Genomic DNA, 17,179 nt, shown 5'->3' on the forward strand with positions numbered 1-17,179 from the left:
ATCAAATACCCTGTATGAAAACACAGGTTTCTTTCCGCAGGAATTCCCCATTCCCACTATAATAAACCGTTAATTTAGTCCCTCTTTTCTTTAATACCAATTTATAAAAACTGTTTCCATCAGCAAAGGCTTCATCGATCACATAAGCAGAATACCGGGCTGCAATGGCAGATTTTACCACAGAAGGTACATCACCGACAGTTACTTGCTGAAAATCTATCCCTTCTGCCGGTAGTTTAGCAGAATAAGTTATTTCTTCCTTTAGAGTCTCTTCTTCATATACATCAGGATTCGGAGAATCACAAGCTGAAACAGACAAAAAAACTCCGCATCCCAACAATATTCCGGTAATTCCTGCTAAACGTTTCATAGTTTTTTCCTTTAGATCGTAAGCTTTTCTATTTATTATATAGAAAAAGACATGCCAAAAAAGAAAAACAACTTTGAATACGGATACAAAAACATCTGTATCAACACATTACACATCGGCAACAACTTCCCCAAAAATCTTAAACTGAGGAAAATGGGGAAAAAGGAAAAAAAGTGTAGGGGAAAATTTCCCCAACTTCCCTTAAAATTCAGGATTGCATCAACGTCTTCTCGGCCTTCAATACGGAAGAATAATCCCAGAGATGACGCGCAAATTTAGTCCGGATTTGTTCCAGGCAAAGATTCCCGATACTTCCTTCGTGTGTATGATGAAGCGGACGCTGTGTATTACTATCGTACTCTCCGGCCTGCACTTTCAGTCCAACCAGGCGATAGGCTTCCCGAAAAGGCATTCCGGCACTGACCATATCGTTGACGTCTTCCACCGTAAACAAATAATTATAACGTTTATCTTCCAGAATATTTTTATTCAGCTGCATTTCCTTCAAAACAGTTCCGGCCATACACAAGCAATCATTCAATTCCTCAAAAGCCGGAAAAAAGATCTCTTTCGTCAGTTGCATATCCCGGAAATAGCCAGAATTTAGATTCGCGCATAATAAAGCCATTTGAGACGGTAAAGATTGTAGCCGGTTGCATTTAGCCCGGATTAATTCGAATATATCGGGATTTTTCTTATGCGGCATAATACTGGAACCGGTTGTAAACTTATCCGGTAATTTGATAAATCCGAAATTTCCGCAGGAAAACAGGCAAATATCCGCCGCCATTTTCCCTAAAGTTGTTGCCACAGCAGACAAAGCAAACAATACATTTTTCTCCATTTTTCCCCTTTGCATTTGGGCATAGACAGAATTATAAGCCAGATCGTCAAATCCCAACAAGGTAGTCGTCAAGGTACGGTTAAGCGGTACGGAAGAACCATAGCCGGCGCCTGATCCGAGGGGATTCGTATTGACCATGTCGTAAGCAGCTTTTAAAAACAGCAAATCATCGGCCAGAGACTCAGCATAAGCACTAAACCACATCCCGAAAGAAGAAGGCATTGCTATTTGCAAATGAGTATAACCCGGCAATAAAACTTCCTTATTTTCTTCGGCTTTCGCCATCAAAATTTCAAAAAATTCCCGGACCTGTACCAGGACATCGATTAAAGCCGAACGGGTAAATAACTTAATATCTGTCAGCACCTGATCATTGCGGGAACGACCTGTATGAATCTTCTTCCCGGCTTCCCCACATTTTTGAGTTAATAAATACTCAATCTGAGAATGTATATCTTCTATCCCCTCTTCTATTCTAAATTCTCCCCGATCAATCTCCTGTCCGATTTCTTTTAAAGCTCTCTCCAAATCCGTTAATTCGCTATCATTCACCAATCCGATGGAATACAACATTTTCAAATGAGCCATATTTCCCAGCACGTCAGCTTTTGCTAACATGACATCCAGTTCTCTGTCTTTCCCAACGGTAAATTTTTCTGTAAAACCATCGATATCGTATCCTTTATCCCAAAGCTTCATTGTCTTTATGTTTAAATGTGCAAATATATGAGGGTGCAAATGTTTAAATGTTTAATTGAAAATTATCCAACAGCCGGACAAACAATTCGATTCCTTCTTCTATCTCCTTCAGGTATATATATTCATCTGCAGTATGACTGCGGGCACTATCGCCCGGACCGATTTTCAAAGAAGTCCAGGGGATGACAGCCTGATCGGAAGTAGTAGGGGAACCATAAGTAGCTAGTCCCAAGCTCTTACAACGCTCCACGATAGGATGATTTTCAGAAATAGAAGAAGAATTCAGCGAAAAAGAACGGGGTTTTATTTCACTTTTTATCTGCGACCGGATAGTTTCATAAATTTCAGTATTCGAATAATATTCATTCACCCGTATATCGACCATAAAGCGACACTCTGCGGGAACCACATTGTGCAGACTACCGGCTTGTATTCCGGTTACGGTCATTTTCACTTCTCCTAGCAAATCCGATACTTTTCCGAAGCGGTAATTCCGGAACCATTCGATGTCAGGCAAAGCTTCATAAATTGCATTGACTCCCTCTTCCCGGGCAGCGTGTCCCGCTTTTCCTTTGGCTATACAATCCAATACCATCAATCCTTTTTCAGCAACAGCAGCTTGCATTCCGGTCGGTTCTCCGATAAAAGCCAAGGCAATTCCGTCCAATTCCTTCACCACACTTTGTATCCCTTTCTTTCCGGTATTTTCTTCTTCTGCGGCATTCAGGTAAATCAAATTATAAGGCTGAGCTTTCCGATCCAATTGTAAAAAAGCAGCCCACATAGAGACAATACTTCCCCCCGTATCATTACTCCCTAACCCAAATAACTTTCCTTCCCGGATTTCGGGACAGAAAGGATCAAACGTCCAGGCAGCATTCGGTTTCACGGTATCAATATGCGCTTCCAGCAATACTGTCGGCTTCGCAGGATCGAAATAATGAGATCGAACCCATACGTTATTTCCTTTCCGGTAAGCCTGATAACCGAGTTTCGCCCATGTCATTTCCATCAGGTCCGCCACACGATCTTCTTCTCCACTGAAAGAAGGAATAGAAATAATTTTCATCAACAAATCAATTGCTTCCGAAGCCTGCATATTTCAATATTTATAAATTTAATCTATAAGTCCGCAATATTTACAAATATAAGCATCCTAAAATCCTTTATCAGAGGAATATTCTCCTCAGAAAACAAAGTAACAAAACCGGAATTCAGGACTATAAACCCTTTATCTACACGAAGGTCTTCCTTCCGCAAAAAGTTGAACAGGTAGAAAACAAATGCAAAGTTCCCTGAATCATCCTTCACCTTTGAGTATCCGAATAATTGAATCTACTCTCCGACAATGACAGTGCCCCCCTCTAAATCCGAAGGACTGGTCAGCCTCACTCTTTTTACCCCTGCATCCAGGGTTTTAAAAGCATTTTCCAATTTAGGCAACATCCCTGCATGTATACTTTTTTCTTCCAGTAACTCCTTATATTTCTCCCGGTCGATAAGGGGAATTACTGAATTTTCGTCCTGAATATTTTCCAGTACTCCCGGCTTATCAAAACAAAATACCAACTCCGTATCATACCTCTTACTTAAAGCAATTGCTGTAGCAGCAGCCACACTATCGGCATTGGTATTCAGCAACTGTCCGGTTTCGGAACAGGTAATAGGAGAGAGCACAGGCATGATCTCTTTCTCCAACAAAAAGGCCAGAACCTCCTCCTTTACCTGATCAATATCTCCGACATATCCCCAATCGATATCTGTAACAGTTCGTTTATGAGCAACAATCACCCCCATATCACAACCCGATAAACCGCAAGCATTTACTCGTTTGGACTGCAAACAGGCAACAATCTTCTTATTTGCTAAACCAGCATAAGCCATGACGGTGACGTCCAAAGTAGAAGCATCTGTAATCCGCCGGCCTTCATGCATCCGAGTTTCTATCCCTAAACGGGCTGACAATTGCCCGGCCATACTTCCCCCTCCGTGTACTAATACACAGTAAGGATAATAAGCCGACAATTTATTACAAAGATCTTGCAGCACCTGTTCATTTTCGATCAGCTTACCGCCAACTTTTATCACTTTTATCATACATTTACCTGTTGAAAATATTCTCCCTTACCCTTTCAAGCTTCCATCACTTCCCGGAAAGCTCTCAAAAATTCATCTGCTTCCTTACGGGTAATTGTCAAGGCTGGTAACAAACGAAGTGTATACTGTCCACTGTACCCGGTGAGGATATGATATTCTTTCAACAATCGGGCCCTTACATCCTTTTGTGGACTCTCCGTATCGACTCCTATCATCAATCCTCTGCCCCTCACTTCCGTGACACCTTTTATTCTCTTCAACTCCCGCATCAGGTATTTTCCCAAGCCAGCAGCATTATTGACGGCATATTCCTTTTCGATCACTTCCAATACTGCCAGGGCAGCAGCACAAGCCAGATGACTGCCGCCAAAAGTAGTTCCCAGCATTCCTTTTTTGGCCTGAATTCCTCCGGCAATCAACAGACCTGCAATCGGAAAGCCGTTCCCCATCCCTTTTGCCATCGTAATAATATCCGGTTTTACGCCTGCATACTGATGAGAAAAAAACATTCCACTCCTACCGTAACCACATTGGATTTCATCTACAATCATCAATGTTCCGGTTTGATCGCAACACTTCCGCATCCGGCATAAAAATTCATCCTCTGCCACACGAATCCCGCCGACCCCCTGTATTCCCTCCACTATCACAGCCGCATATTTTCCGCTCGACAGTTCCCCTTCCAAAGCCTGGACATCATTCAAGGGAATAAACGTCACTTTGTGATGCCGATTCACCGGAGCCTGAATGGCCGGATTGTCGGTGATGGACACAGCAGCGCTTGTCCGTCCATGAAAAGCACCTTTAAAAGCCAATATCTGATCTCTTCCATTGGTAAAAGAAGCTAATTTTAAAGCATTCTCATTAGCCTCCGCACCACTGTTACAGAGGAAAAGCTTATAATCCTCCTCCCCGGCAAGCTGACACAATTTTATCGCCAATTCTTCCTGTAAAGAATTTACTACAGCATTCGAATAAAATCCGATCTTCTGCAACTGACGGGTTACTTTTTCCACATAAACAGGGTGACAATGCCCAATAGAAATAACAGCATGTCCTCCATAAAAATCCAGATATTTTCCTCCTTGCTTATCCCATAAATAAGCGCCCTTGGCCTCTACTGGCTCTATATCAAGTAAATCATAAACCTCAAACAATCCCATAACTGAAAATTTATACAGACCGGAAATGAAAAACGGCTTTTCAAATCCGGAAATAACTCAAAAATAATTCGCCTTTAACTGAAGTCCCATGGTTTCCGGTAATCCAGAAATCAGATTCATATTCTGTACGGCCTGACCGGAAGCTCCCTTCAATAAATTATCAATCACAGAAGTAATCAGGATCTTCCGATCTTGCTGAGTGATGTGAATAAAACAATAATTCGTATTGACCACCTGCTTTAAATAAAGAGGTTCATCGCTTATACATACAAAAGGATGAGACTGATAATAACTTTTATATAAATCTACCCATTTAGCTTTTGAGTCATTGCTACGGAGGACAGTGTTAATTATAATCCCTCGGGTGTGACATCCCCTTACCGGAACAAAAGCCAGATCAAAAGGATTCTTAGCACCTGCTCTTTGTAAAGTTTCCTTAATTTCGGCCAAATGTTGATGAGTAAATACCTTATAATTCGATAAATTATTGCAACGGTTGCTGAAATGTGTATCGGTTGTCGGTTTTTGTCCAGCTCCCGTAGAACCGGTGACCCCAAAAACGGTAATCTCTGCGGGTAATCTATCGGAAGCTGCCAGAGGCAACAACCCCAGCTCGATTGCCGTAGCAAAACAACCCGGATTAGCAATATACTGGCTTTGTACAATTACGTCCCGGGCCAATTCGGGTAAACCGTATACAAAACCGTTGGCATCGGCGGCCAAGCGAAAATCATTTCCCAAATCGATGATTTTTACCCGTTGCGGAACAGCATATTTTCCTAAAAATTCAGCAGACACTCCATGTCCCATACACATAAACAAAACATCAATTGCCGAAAAATCAATTGCTGAAAAAGTCAACGGAAGATATAACAGATCCCCATGAACCTTAGAAACCAGTTCTCCGGCATGCGATTCACTTTGAATATATTTTATTTCCGCTTGGGGATGATTCACCAGAATCCGGATTAATTCTCCTGCCGTATAACCGGCTCCGCCGGCAATTCCTATTTTTATCATACTACTACAATAATCCATAACTTATAGTCCTCTCTTACAAATCGTGATTGACCGCGTTGTAAATCTTCAACGGCATGGCAATCATTTTGGTAAACCCTTTTACATCATCCGATGTCCAGGCATTATTCATCTCCCCATACTCGGCAAATCCGGAATTCATCAAATCGTGAACCGATTCAATGCCAATCAGATCAAAATGATAAGGCCGCAATTGTATTTTCACCTTTCCGCTGACATTCCGCTGACTATTTTCCAGAAACCGTTCGATATCCCGCATGACCGGTTCGGAATACATGGCTTCGTGCAAAAACATCCCATACCAGTTTCCCAACTGTTCTTTCCAATATTGCTGCCACTTTGTCAATGTATGTTTCTCCAACAATTCATGCGCTTTAATAATTAAAAGCGGAGCTGCGGCTTCAAAACCGACCCGGCCTTTAATACCGACAATTGTATCGCCTACATGGGTATCGCGGCCAATCGCCCAAGGGGAGGCAATTGCTTCTATCGCACGGATTGCTTCTATTCTCTTTCCTTGCTGTCCATTGACGGCTACCACCTCTCCCTGCTCAAATTCGATCTCCAGCATTTCTTTTCCGGCTTTCTGTAAGGGAGAAGGATAGGCTTCTTCCGGTAAATTTGTATTTGCCTGCAAGGTTTCTTTTCCCCCGATCGACGTTCCCCAAACCCCTTTATTAATGGAATATTCCATCTTCTTCCAATCATAGCTTACACCATGAGCTTTCAGATAAGCAATCTCCTCTTCCCGGGATAACTTCAAATCCCGGGTAGGAGTAATGATTTTTTTATCCGGAGCGAAAACATTAAAGCAAAGATCAAAACGAATCTGGTCGTTCCCGGCTCCTGTACTCCCGTGAGCAATATACTGTGCTCCAATTTCGTTCGCATAATTTACAATGGCTAAAGCTTGAAAAGTACGTTCAGAACTGACAGAAATTGGATAAGTATGATTCCGCAATACATTTCCGAAAACCATATATTTAATACATTTTTCATAATAATCGGTTGTTACATCCAGATTTACATGCTTTTTAGCCCCCAAAGCATACGCTTTTTCCTCCACCACTTTCAATTCCTCCGTACTAAACCCTCCGGTATTGGCTAAAGCAGTATATACTTCTAACCCTAACTCTTCACTCAAATATTTCACACAATAAGAGGTATCTAAACCTCCGCTATATGCTAAAACGACTTTTTCCATTTCTATTTGTAATTACAAAAGTTATACTCTACATTCTTGTAAACGAGCAAATGTAAACGTTTCCTCGTATCCCGACCGGGCAACTTCCTAGCCGATTAAAAACCCTTGGGCAACCCTCCGCCCCCGTTCAAAAAATTTCCAGCCTGTAATCGGAGGCAGAATCTTCCTCCCCAAGCTGAACATTCAAACATTTTTATATTTGAACGTTTAGGCATTTAAAACTTGTCCCTGTCGCAGCCAACAAGCAGTCCGGCTAAAAACAGGCAAATTTTTTCAATAAACGAATAATGCCCGAACGTTTCCGACCTACTTTTTTCAACTCCGCCTCCCGTTTCGCAATCGCTTCCGGATCATACACCATACCGGTACATAGACATTTCGTCATATTCGTACGCTGAAGGATATCGTAATTTACACAGGACTGACAGCCGGCCCAGAATTGTTCATCATCGGTCAGTTTAGCAAAAGTAACAGGCACATATCCCAATTCTGTGTTGATTCGCATCACTTGTTCCCCGGTAGTCAATCCAAACAACTTAGCTTGCGGAAATTTCTTACGGGATAACTCGAAAGCTGCCCTCTTAATCTTCTTTGCTACCCCCATTCCCCGGTAAGCGGGTTTTACAATCAATCCGGAATTGGCAACGAATTTTTCATGCCCCCACGATTCAATATAACAAAAACCCACAAATTCCTCCCGGTTTAAAGCGATAATCGCTTTTCCCTGTTTAATCTTACCGGTTATATATTCGTCTGTTCTCCGGGCAATACCTGTACCACGAGCTTTCGCTGCTTCGTCAATAGTGTCGTTAATAGTTGTAACATACTTTAAATGCTTCTCAGAAGCGACCATCACATCTATTTTCATCTCCTTCTAATTTAAGTGCGTTTTAAATATTTATATTCTGACCTTTTGATTCTTTCTTCTTTTGAATTCGATGCAAAGATATGCATAAATATCTATTTAAAACAAATATTTATGCAAATATATTTTTCTTATAAAGTCTTTATTCCATTCAGAACATAGCTTCTACAAGGAAAGCAAACGTATGCATAAATATTCAATCTTTAAAAATGAGGAAACGGCAGGACAAGATAAAACACTATTTTTTCTTTCAATTGCAGTGAAATTATTTCAAATCATCAGTAAATAAATTTATTTTTATTACAAATTGACAGTAAACGATAGCCTTTTATAATAATATATTAGAAAAATTTTTAATTCGGGATATTTTTTCTAGTTTTGTTTCCGCAAACGTTAACAACAAAGATCATGGAGCAGAATTTTACATTGAATCCTAATCCTTTAGTTCAGTTTTTACAAAAAGAACAAAAAGAATTTACAAAAGCCGATATTATAAAATACGTTACCGAAAATCAGATTGAGATGATCAATTTCCGATATGTCGGAGCGGACGGCAGATTAAAAACCCTGAATTTTATCATTAGCAGTCTGGAGCATTTAGACAGCATATTAACGTATGGAGAACGGGTAGACGGTTCCAGTCTTTTTCCTTATATCGAAGCAGGATCCAGCGATTTATACGTTATTCCCCGTTACCGGACAGCTTTCTTGAATCCTTTCAGTGAAATCCCGGCTTTGGATATTTTGTGCAGTTATTATACAAAAGACGGTAAGCCCTTGGAAAGTGCACCGGAATATACCCTCAGGAAAGCTCACGAAGAATTTAAAAAAGTGACGGGCATGGAGTTTCAGGCCATGGGGGAATTGGAATATTACGTTATCAGTGAAAAAGAAGAATTATTTGAAACCGCTGACCAGAGAGGTTATCATGAATCCACTCCTTTCTGTAAATGGGCGGATTTCCGCTGTGAATGTATGCGGGCCATTGCTCAGACCGGAGGAAAAATCAAATACGGTCACTCGGAAGTAGGTAATTTCACCTTGGGCAACATCCAATACGAACAAAACGAAATAGAATTTTTACCGGTTAACATTGAAGAAGCTGCCGATCAACTGGTAATTGCCAAGTGGATCATGCGCACCTTGGCTCTTCAGTATGGTATTAACCTGACTTTTGCTCCTAAGATCACGGCCGGAAAAGCCGGAAGCGGATTACATATCCATACCCGCTTGATGAAAGACGGAAAGAATATGTATATTGAAAACGGCCAGCTGACAGACAATGCTCTGAAAGCCATTGCCGGAATCCTGAACATCGCCTCTTCCCTGACGGCTTTTGGAAATACGAATCCAACTTCTTATTTCCGTCTGGTTCCTCACCAGGAAGCTCCTACCAATATTTGCTGGGGAGACCGCAACCGGTCGGTACTGGTACGGGTTCCATTAGGCTGGACGGAAGGTGCCGATAAAATGATCACAGACGCTAATCCGTTAGAAAAACCGGCACACAGTTTAGATCCGGGTATTAAACAAACCGTAGAATTCCGTTGTCCGGATGGTTCCGCCGACCTTTATCTCTTATTAGCGGGATTAGCTGTCGCTGCCCGTCATGGTTTTGAAATGCAAGACAGTATCCAATACGCAAAAGACCGCTATGTCAGTGTCAACATTTTCGACGATGCCCACAAAGCTACTGCCGAAAGACTAAGTCATTTGCCGGCTTCCTGTGCTGAATCGGCCGAATGCCTGGAACAACAACGCAGCATTTATGAAGCATACGGAGTTTTCAGTAAAAATCTGCTGGACGGACTCATTAAAAAACTAAAATCTTATGACGACCGTACATTGCGTACCGATATCGGAAACGATATGATGAAAATTACCGAATTAGTAAAAACCTATATCAACGTCGGATAATTTCCTCCAATATTTAACTCTTAAAAAAACCGCCTGATCATAATAAAATCAGGCGGTTTTTTATCAAGATTCATTAACCTAAAATAAACGAAACAAAAGGAAAACTCCTAATCCTTCCTCTACTTCCTCAATATCCCTTAAAAAACAGCTCCCATAAAGAAAAAAGATTGATTTTCGCTTTTATTCTCAAAGGTATAAGTCTGGAGAAATAGTCCGTCCCCATTTGTTCAAAAACAGATCACGGCTTCCAATACCAGTCCTCTCTCTGCTTTACGAGGCTCTTCATCTAATTTTCCGACAAATATCCCTGGCTCCTTCATTCGCCAAACGTGTCAAAAAGAGGAAACTTTTACAATGGGTTCCCCAGTTCCCTATCTAAATCATCTGTGGTTCGAAAAAGTGCATCCGCTTTTTCCGCAAAAGGCATATTCCCGGCTTTTTCCTTATAATTATAGTAAAATTCTGCACGAACATGTGCCTAGAAGTCAACGTCATCTTTAACGATTTCTTCCAAATTCATTACTGCATCTATCGGATAAGGTGTCTTAAATACCCGGATCTCCTCACTATTTAATTACTTATAAACTAATCCACTATATTGGAAACATCTCCAAATTTTCCCTTAATGTTGGCGCAAAATATATTACTCACGGGAATTGTGACTCGTTTTATTATTTATTAACGTCTATTTTTGCTATACTCAATTCTTCTCCCTTAAGAACTTAAAAACGTCAGTCCTTCTTAAATTATTACTTTACAAAATACATCAAAGAAATACCTATTTTTAGATTCCGTCTTTACCTGTAGTAATGTAAAGATTAACAATATTTCCAGACTCTTAAAGAGCAAGGATAAAAAAGATGACAAAAAATTGTCCATTTCCCATTTTAAGAAAAATATTTTCTCATTTTTATTTACCACTATTACTTAATTATTATATTTGTATAAAAAGTAAAAAAGAATATAACTATTAACTATAATATCATGAAAAAGATTATTTTCAAAATTATAATAGTCTCATTACTAACTCTTATTATCGGATGTAACAACGATGAAGACAAAAAAACAAGAAAACCAGAGGAAAAAATTTATGTTATAGATATTACCAAGGAAAATGCACCTTTCACTCATATTTTTGCATATAATAGAGGGTATGTAATTTATGCAAATATTAACAAAGATGGAATCCCTAAGAATGCTATTGTAAAATCTGGGAAAGTATTCTTTGTTTTAGTATTCAGAGAAAATGGTAAACCCTATCAATCATTTTATAATAATACAATTTATATATTTGACAATATTTGTAATAATGAAATAGACATTGCTACGATAAAAGATTATATGCTCGATTATTCTGGCTACACATTTGATAATCAATATTCTAATTTCGAAACAACAGAATCATTGGATATATTAGGGCCTAACATATCTAATGAAATTGAAAAGAAAATTGCAAAAATCAGAATAAATTATGGTGCTAAATTTATTGGAAATACTATTGGTATTATTAATGACACTTTATACTTTCCTGAATTAATATATTTGCTCGGACTCGCATATACCTTAATTGAATATAATGGAGATTATGAAGATGCAATAGGTATTGGATATGAAAGTAAGGCTGCTCACCATATCCTCTCTATTATTCAATATACAAATCCTGAAGAAGAACCTACAACACTTGCGAATTATGTGGTATCAAATTTTTCTTTATTAACAAGCACACTTCAACTTGCAGATAAAAGACAAAAACAAATAAAAATAGCAGAAGAAATGCTTAAAGAAAAAAATAATAATTCTATTCAAAATATCACAAAATAAACCTATTTTTAAAATATTAAATAGGACTAATAAGCAGTAATTCATATAATCCAGGAAATTTTACTGAAGAAAATTTATACATTTTTTATTATCAGTACTATTGACATAAAAAAATAACAACAATATTATTATGATAATTCTTTACCCACTATAATAAAGGAAGCAATAGAATACAGAGTAAAAAACTAATAGAAAAACTTAATTACTGAGATTCAGTCGATAAAGCTTTGCTTTTTAAGGGAAAGAAGAAAATAAAGAACGAGACTCATGCTAAATCTCGTTCTTTTTATTTAAAAGTCATCTTCAAATAGATAGACTCCTTTTATAGAATCTTAAACAATTCCTCTATACATTAACGATAGAGCCAAAAAGCATCCCGCCAGCCAAAACCTTTAAACTTTTTTCTTGTTTCCCTATCGTAAATTCTCAACCCCCGCTTAGAAGTATATAAAATATACCGGCCATCCGGAGAATACCAAAAGGGAGTATAAATCTTATTCCGAACTATTTTTCTCTGTTTTCCTGTATTCACATCTATCTCCACCAAATAACAGGTAAAATAAGTGGCATAACGTAACAACAGCGTTTGTCCGTCAGGCGTAATTACCGGATTTTGATAGCCTAATCCTAAAGTACCTATACTAAACGTATTTATATTTGGATGCTTTTGCCACAATAAACTATCTTTTTGATAGCATTCGATCCAACCTTGAGCGTTTATCTTAACTTTAATATTTCTGAATCGATATTCTGCATTTGGATTTTTTTGTCTGGAATTATATAGCGTTTTTAAATTAGAAACTTTTAAAATTGGTAAAATTGGTACCGATTTTATTGAATCCAACACAATTATTTTTTGAGCCACTTTACCTTTAGTTTCCAAAAACAAAACTAGAGAATCTCCTTTCCAATTATAACCTGCAAATCTTGACCCATAAATATCTCCTAAATCCAATACAATATTATCATAATAATCAAAATTACCTTTTAGATCCATATGAAAATTACATAATCTCAAATTTACTTTATTATCTATCAACAAATAAGATTGAGCTCTTACTACAAACATTCCACTCCACAAAAATAAAATCAAAAAGACATATTTCATAATTTCAAATTTTTAAGTGAATAACTTATATACACATAATCTCTTATCCGCATTTGCATATCTAATAATAACGGTATCCTTAAAACAGGAAGATTAAAAACACCACCATTTAAAAGGGCTCGGGAAGCTGCTATTGCACAATGCATGTTTTTTATAGGGAAAAGTAAACCCATTCTATACATCTGTCCTGCTTTTGGCACACTATTAATGTAACTATTATAACCTTCTAAATTAATTTTATTAATCCGTACGCTTCGCTCAAAAGGACCTACTTTGGAATTTGTATAATTTGTAGTAGGTTTATGTTCTTTAAAGAAATTAGGTATCGTATGTTCAATATAATCTCCATTCTCGGCATAAGCTCCCCAAGAAAATGTTTTCCCATCTTCTGGATTATAAATCTGAGAATGTCCATCGGTTTGTAATTCTACATGACTCGTTGAATTATAAGAACCTTTATATATAGACCAAAGATCTGAAAGATTACCAAAGGCAGCCACTCCATACGAAAGGTCTTCATACCATTTATTTCCTTTTTTTCCTAAATAATTCCATTCCCCTGATCCTAAATCCACAGAGGCAAGGCCGAAATTTATATTAGGGGACACTCGTCCGCCTGACATAGCCGCCATCCCTATGGAACTATAAAAAGAACCAGCTATCGTTCCCATTAAATTCGGCATCATCGAAGAAATACTGGTGATACCTGCGGCTCCATAAGCCGACAATCCTCCAATAGCTGCGCCTCCTGCCATGTATTTCCAAGTTTTTCCCGATTGCCAATCCCATTTGACAGGATTTAATTGTCCATCATTAGCTAATGTCCCTCCGGACCAAGCCCCTAGCACCGCTCCAATTGCAAGAGGTATCCAAAAAAATTCCCCATCAGGATCAATATAGCGAATCGGATTATTTCCACAATATCCATAGGGACTAACTAATTGTAAGGCCGGATCTATATTCAACCAACGCCCCAATTCCGGATCATAATAACGCGAACCAAAATCATACAGAGAAAGCATACGGCCATTAAAGACTTTGTCCTGCAATTCTTTACCGCTAAAAAGATATTTATTACGATGCAACTCATTATTCTCAAAAGTCACTCCAAAGGGATAATAATCTGTATGTTGTATAGCAACCAAATTATCATTGAAAGCTTCCAACAAAACCCGGGTATTTCCTAAATAATCTTTTAAAAGATAATGATAAGCATATCCTCTATCATTCTTACGAACAAAACCTTCTGGATGCAGTAAATAAGAAATATTGGACCCTTCGTAAATCATCACTCCTCGATAATACGTCAAAGAACTTCCTACCTTCTGTGCCAGTTTTTCACCCGAAGCACTGTAAAAATAAGAAATATTATCAGAACTTTTCGTTATACATTCAGGTAAATTTAGTAAATTGTAAGAAATATTAATACCACGTCTTCCATCGGAAGTCATATTGCCCAATTCATCGTACTCATAAATTGCAGAAGTATTGCCCTGATCTGTAATACAGGTAACTGCATTTTTATTACCAGAGAAAGTGTAAGAATATACGAGATCGTTAAGTACTGCACCATTATTCGCTTGTCGTTTTAGACTCAGTAAATTGCTGTTCATATCATAAGTTAAGCCGGTTACATTATAAGCACCAGAATGATTTATCCAAGTAGAAGCGTTTTTTTCTCGGAAAGAAGCAGAAGCAAGCCGATTTAAAGGATCATAATAATATAGATAAGCTTTTGAAGGTTCATCTCCACGTTTCCAACGGATGGCATTGATATTGCCGTCATAGCGGGCAATAGCTTCGGGAATCACTTTCTGTTCATAATCTAATGCATAAGAAAAATGCGGATTCGTGACCGTAGATAACATGCCCGCCAAATGATAGGAATAGTCGATCGACTCTTTATCGTTATGTAAATTCATTTTTTGCGTACGTCCTAAATCATCATATACATAAGAAGCTACCACTACTTCATTATTTACTGTATCACCGGTAATTTTTTGTCGAACTTGCAACAAACGTTCCTGATTGTCGTAATCAAAATATTTATTGTATTCCGTCACCAATCCGCAGACAATTTGCTTGACTTTGACCTGTTTAACATCCCCTCCGAAATTGTGTTTGTTGGAAACAATTTCTGTACCTGATGGGTAAAGCTGACTTACTACTTGAATCGGTAAATATTTAGCACTGTAATAATTAGCTTTTAATAACCATTGGTCTATAGTATCTCCCAATACTTTCGTCTTTGTTCCTGTCACTTCTCCTAGTACTCTGTCGGACCTCATTTCTGACAAAGCGTCAGCATCAGACCAAGCCACCTTTTCCTGATCAGGCCATAAATAATCATCATAATAGATAATCACGAAACAATCCTCCGGAGAAATACGAGTAGGACAAGCCTGGTTGGTATATCCGTGCATAGCCATTCCTCTCCTTTCATTCCGATCTTTCTGTGTCGCCAACATTTCCTGTAATTCTACTTCAGTACCTGTACAAAGACCTGTTATGACAGGACGGTCAAAAACATCGTACTTGGTAAAATTCCATTTTCCTTCTTCCCGTAAGCGAGCATCCTGAGAAAAAGCCAATCGGCCCCGAGCATCATACAAATTCAAAGTATATCCGCCTCCGGGGACATGCTGTTTATAAACCCGTCCGTGAGAATCATATTCAATATAATAACAATCCGACTGTAATTCAGAAAAATATCGCGTACCTTGATGAAATACGGCAGAACGAGAGGGCGGAAGAATATACCTTTTTCGCTTAAAATCATCGTATACAGTATAAGTAAAAAGACTCTCTCCCCCCTCATCTCTCACCTCTTTAGCTATCAAAAGCCCTTCAGTATTTCGATATTCCAATAACACATGACTTTCTGGATCAATTATTTCCGTAACACTCAACTCTCCCTCTTGATAATATCCTCCACAAGTAAGCCCATTATCTTCTAAAACATACCGTCTTATCCCGTCCTGTACTCTGTTTTTCCGATACACTGTATGGGTTGTATGCTCCCCTTCTATCTGCCAGGCCTGACCTGGGATATTACTGCGAACCACCTGACCGGCTCCGTTAAAACGGGATTCACTATAGGCATAAGGTGACGCACCGTATAGAGAAGTATAATAAGCCTCCTGAGCTTCAAATGCATTTGCGTGATACTTTCCCTGACCCACTGTTACATAAGGTAAGTAAGTACGGGAATTCCGACCATATATATCATAATAAACAGGCAAAACGACATCTTTTCCACTCGGAGTGCTTCCTATATTTATTTTCTGTATCGTACGTCCCATTCCATCGCAATAAGTAATCGCTCTGTGGAATCCAGTATTCTCTGCATTTCTGGTTTTTTCCAGTATATGATGCCGCCTTGTCAGGCGATAAATAATAGGAAGTTCTTTATCAAAAGCCAACGTATCGAACCCAGAAACAACTTGAACATGATAGGTAACAAACAGATTACTTTTGATTTCTTCATATCCATCCTGTTCTCTCAAGATAATTTTGCAATATTTACCAGCAGGATCTGCAGTAAAACCTAGGATACAACCTCCCCAGTCTCTATATTCCTTTAAGGTATAAATAAACTCTATGGCCTTTTCAGGAGGACCAATGGGAGTTTCAGGTTCTGCAGGTTCTGCATTGCGTCTTGCCCTCCAAGGAAGAATGTCCGAGGAAAACAAGATAGTATGCCATTGCACAACCGTATCACTATCAGCAGTGGAAGAAGAACTCCCTAACGTCTTTGTCCATTGATAAATTCCGGAAAAATGATCTGCAACAAATTTTTCCGCTATGGGATCCGGCTGCAATTCAAAAACATAACTGCTTTTTTCTGTAGAAAAAATAAGGGAATTATTATCTCCTACTTTTAAACATTGAGGAGGTTCGACGGGAGAGGGAGGAATCACAATTTGGTCTGGAACCCCCATGGCCTGACAACGGTCCGAATAAACAATTATCCCAACAAAGATAAAACAGAGGATAAAGAGGATACTATTTTTCATTGTTTTTTTTATTAATATTAGACACCTAAACATGTAC

12 protein-coding genes are annotated in these 17,179 nt (G+C 38.6%); 2 read left to right on the top strand and 10 right to left on the bottom strand.

Going from position 1 to position 17,179, the window contains the following annotated elements; translation table 11 throughout:
- Position 1 precedes the first annotated feature (1 nt).
- The 8 genes from HMPREF9449_RS11400 to HMPREF9449_RS11440 all read right to left on the bottom strand — a co-directional run bounded on the left by HMPREF9449_RS11400 (position 2) and on the right by HMPREF9449_RS11440 (position 8,283).
- On the bottom strand, positions 2 to 370 hold the full coding sequence (locus HMPREF9449_RS11400) for a hypothetical protein (RefSeq protein ID WP_009137417.1): 369 nt from the start codon (positions 368 to 370) through the stop codon (positions 2 to 4).
- Positions 371 to 578: 208 nt separating this feature from the next.
- A complete protein-coding gene (gene argH, locus HMPREF9449_RS11405) occupies positions 579 to 1,913 on the bottom strand; it encodes an argininosuccinate lyase (RefSeq protein ID WP_009137418.1) in 1,335 nt (444 codons plus the stop codon).
- A gap of 43 nt (positions 1,914 to 1,956) precedes the next feature.
- Positions 1,957 to 3,012 carry a M20 family metallo-hydrolase gene (locus HMPREF9449_RS11410; RefSeq protein ID WP_009137419.1) on the bottom strand — a complete coding sequence of 352 codons (1,056 nt, stop codon included), beginning with the start codon at positions 3,010 to 3,012 and terminating at the stop codon, positions 1,957 to 1,959.
- Between the two features lie 236 nt (positions 3,013 to 3,248).
- Positions 3,249 to 4,010 (bottom strand): acetylglutamate kinase, encoded by a 762-nt coding sequence (argB, locus tag HMPREF9449_RS11420; protein WP_009137420.1) that lies wholly within the window; start codon positions 4,008 to 4,010, stop codon positions 3,249 to 3,251.
- 35 nt (positions 4,011 to 4,045) lie between these two features.
- A complete protein-coding gene (locus tag HMPREF9449_RS11425) occupies positions 4,046 to 5,173 on the bottom strand; it encodes an aspartate aminotransferase family protein (RefSeq protein WP_009137421.1) in 1,128 nt (375 codons plus the stop codon).
- A 57-nt stretch (positions 5,174 to 5,230) separates the two neighbouring features.
- A complete protein-coding gene (gene argC / locus HMPREF9449_RS11430) occupies positions 5,231 to 6,193 on the bottom strand; it encodes an N-acetyl-gamma-glutamyl-phosphate reductase (protein WP_040611385.1) in 963 nt (320 codons plus the stop codon).
- Between the two features lie 34 nt (positions 6,194 to 6,227).
- Complete coding sequence (locus tag HMPREF9449_RS11435; protein WP_009137423.1) at positions 6,228 to 7,415, bottom strand: argininosuccinate synthase; 1,188 nt, start codon at positions 7,413 to 7,415, stop codon at positions 6,228 to 6,230.
- Positions 7,416 to 7,668: 253 nt separating this feature from the next.
- Positions 7,669 to 8,283 carry a GNAT family N-acetyltransferase gene (locus HMPREF9449_RS11440; RefSeq protein WP_009137424.1) on the bottom strand — a complete coding sequence of 205 codons (615 nt, stop codon included), beginning with the start codon at positions 8,281 to 8,283 and terminating at the stop codon, positions 7,669 to 7,671.
- 405 nt (positions 8,284 to 8,688) lie between these two features.
- Here HMPREF9449_RS11440 and HMPREF9449_RS11445 point away from each other — a divergent pair, with 405 nt between their 5' ends.
- Both HMPREF9449_RS11445 and HMPREF9449_RS11450 read left to right on the top strand, forming a co-directional pair.
- Positions 8,689 to 10,197: a glutamine synthetase family protein gene (locus HMPREF9449_RS11445; protein WP_009137425.1), complete on the top strand. Its 1,509-nt coding sequence runs from the start codon at positions 8,689 to 8,691 to the stop codon at positions 10,195 to 10,197.
- Positions 10,198 to 11,181: 984 nt separating this feature from the next.
- Positions 11,182 to 12,018, top strand: coding sequence for a hypothetical protein (locus tag HMPREF9449_RS11450; RefSeq protein ID WP_009137426.1), 837 nt, complete (start codon positions 11,182 to 11,184; stop codon positions 12,016 to 12,018).
- 352 nt (positions 12,019 to 12,370) lie between these two features.
- Here HMPREF9449_RS11450 and HMPREF9449_RS11455 read toward each other — a convergent pair whose 3' ends face one another.
- Together HMPREF9449_RS11455 and HMPREF9449_RS11460 are read right to left on the bottom strand one after the other, a co-directional pair.
- A complete protein-coding gene (locus tag HMPREF9449_RS11455) occupies positions 12,371 to 13,126 on the bottom strand; it encodes a TolB family protein (RefSeq protein WP_009137427.1) in 756 nt (251 codons plus the stop codon).
- Positions 13,123 to 17,142, bottom strand: coding sequence for an RHS repeat domain-containing protein (locus HMPREF9449_RS11460; RefSeq protein WP_009137428.1), 4,020 nt, complete (start codon positions 17,140 to 17,142; stop codon positions 13,123 to 13,125). The genes HMPREF9449_RS11455 and HMPREF9449_RS11460 overlap by 4 nt, the downstream gene beginning before the upstream one ends.
- Between the last annotated feature and the right edge of the window lie 37 nt (positions 17,143 to 17,179).

This window comes from Odoribacter laneus YIT 12061, from assembly GCF_000243215.1.
Taxonomy (GTDB): Bacteria; Bacteroidota; Bacteroidia; order Bacteroidales; family Marinifilaceae; genus Culturomica; species Culturomica lanea.

Coding starts and splice junctions, on each gene's coding strand:
- HMPREF9449_RS11400 (WP_009137417.1), bottom strand. CDS start 370: ATGAAACGTTTAGCAGGAATTACCGGAATATTGTTGGGATGCGGAGTT.
- argH (WP_009137418.1), bottom strand. CDS start 1,913: ATGAAGCTTTGGGATAAAGGATACGATATCGATGGTTTTACAGAAAAA.
- HMPREF9449_RS11410 (WP_009137419.1), bottom strand. CDS start 3,012: ATGCAGGCTTCGGAAGCAATTGATTTGTTGATGAAAATTATTTCTATT.
- argB (WP_009137420.1), bottom strand. CDS start 4,010: ATGATAAAAGTGATAAAAGTTGGCGGTAAGCTGATCGAAAATGAACAG.
- HMPREF9449_RS11425 (WP_009137421.1), bottom strand. CDS start 5,173: ATGGGATTGTTTGAGGTTTATGATTTACTTGATATAGAGCCAGTAGAG.
- argC (WP_040611385.1), bottom strand. CDS start 6,193: ATGATAAAAATAGGAATTGCCGGCGGAGCCGGTTATACGGCAGGAGAA.
- HMPREF9449_RS11435 (WP_009137423.1), bottom strand. CDS start 7,415: ATGGAAAAAGTCGTTTTAGCATATAGCGGAGGTTTAGATACCTCTTAT.
- HMPREF9449_RS11440 (WP_009137424.1), bottom strand. CDS start 8,283: ATGAAAATAGATGTGATGGTCGCTTCTGAGAAGCATTTAAAGTATGTT.
- HMPREF9449_RS11445 (WP_009137425.1), top strand. CDS start 8,689: ATGGAGCAGAATTTTACATTGAATCCTAATCCTTTAGTTCAGTTTTTA.
- HMPREF9449_RS11450 (WP_009137426.1), top strand. CDS start 11,182: ATGAAAAAGATTATTTTCAAAATTATAATAGTCTCATTACTAACTCTT.
- HMPREF9449_RS11455 (WP_009137427.1), bottom strand. CDS start 13,126: ATGAAATATGTCTTTTTGATTTTATTTTTGTGGAGTGGAATGTTTGTA.
- HMPREF9449_RS11460 (WP_009137428.1), bottom strand. CDS start 17,142: ATGAAAAATAGTATCCTCTTTATCCTCTGTTTTATCTTTGTTGGGATA.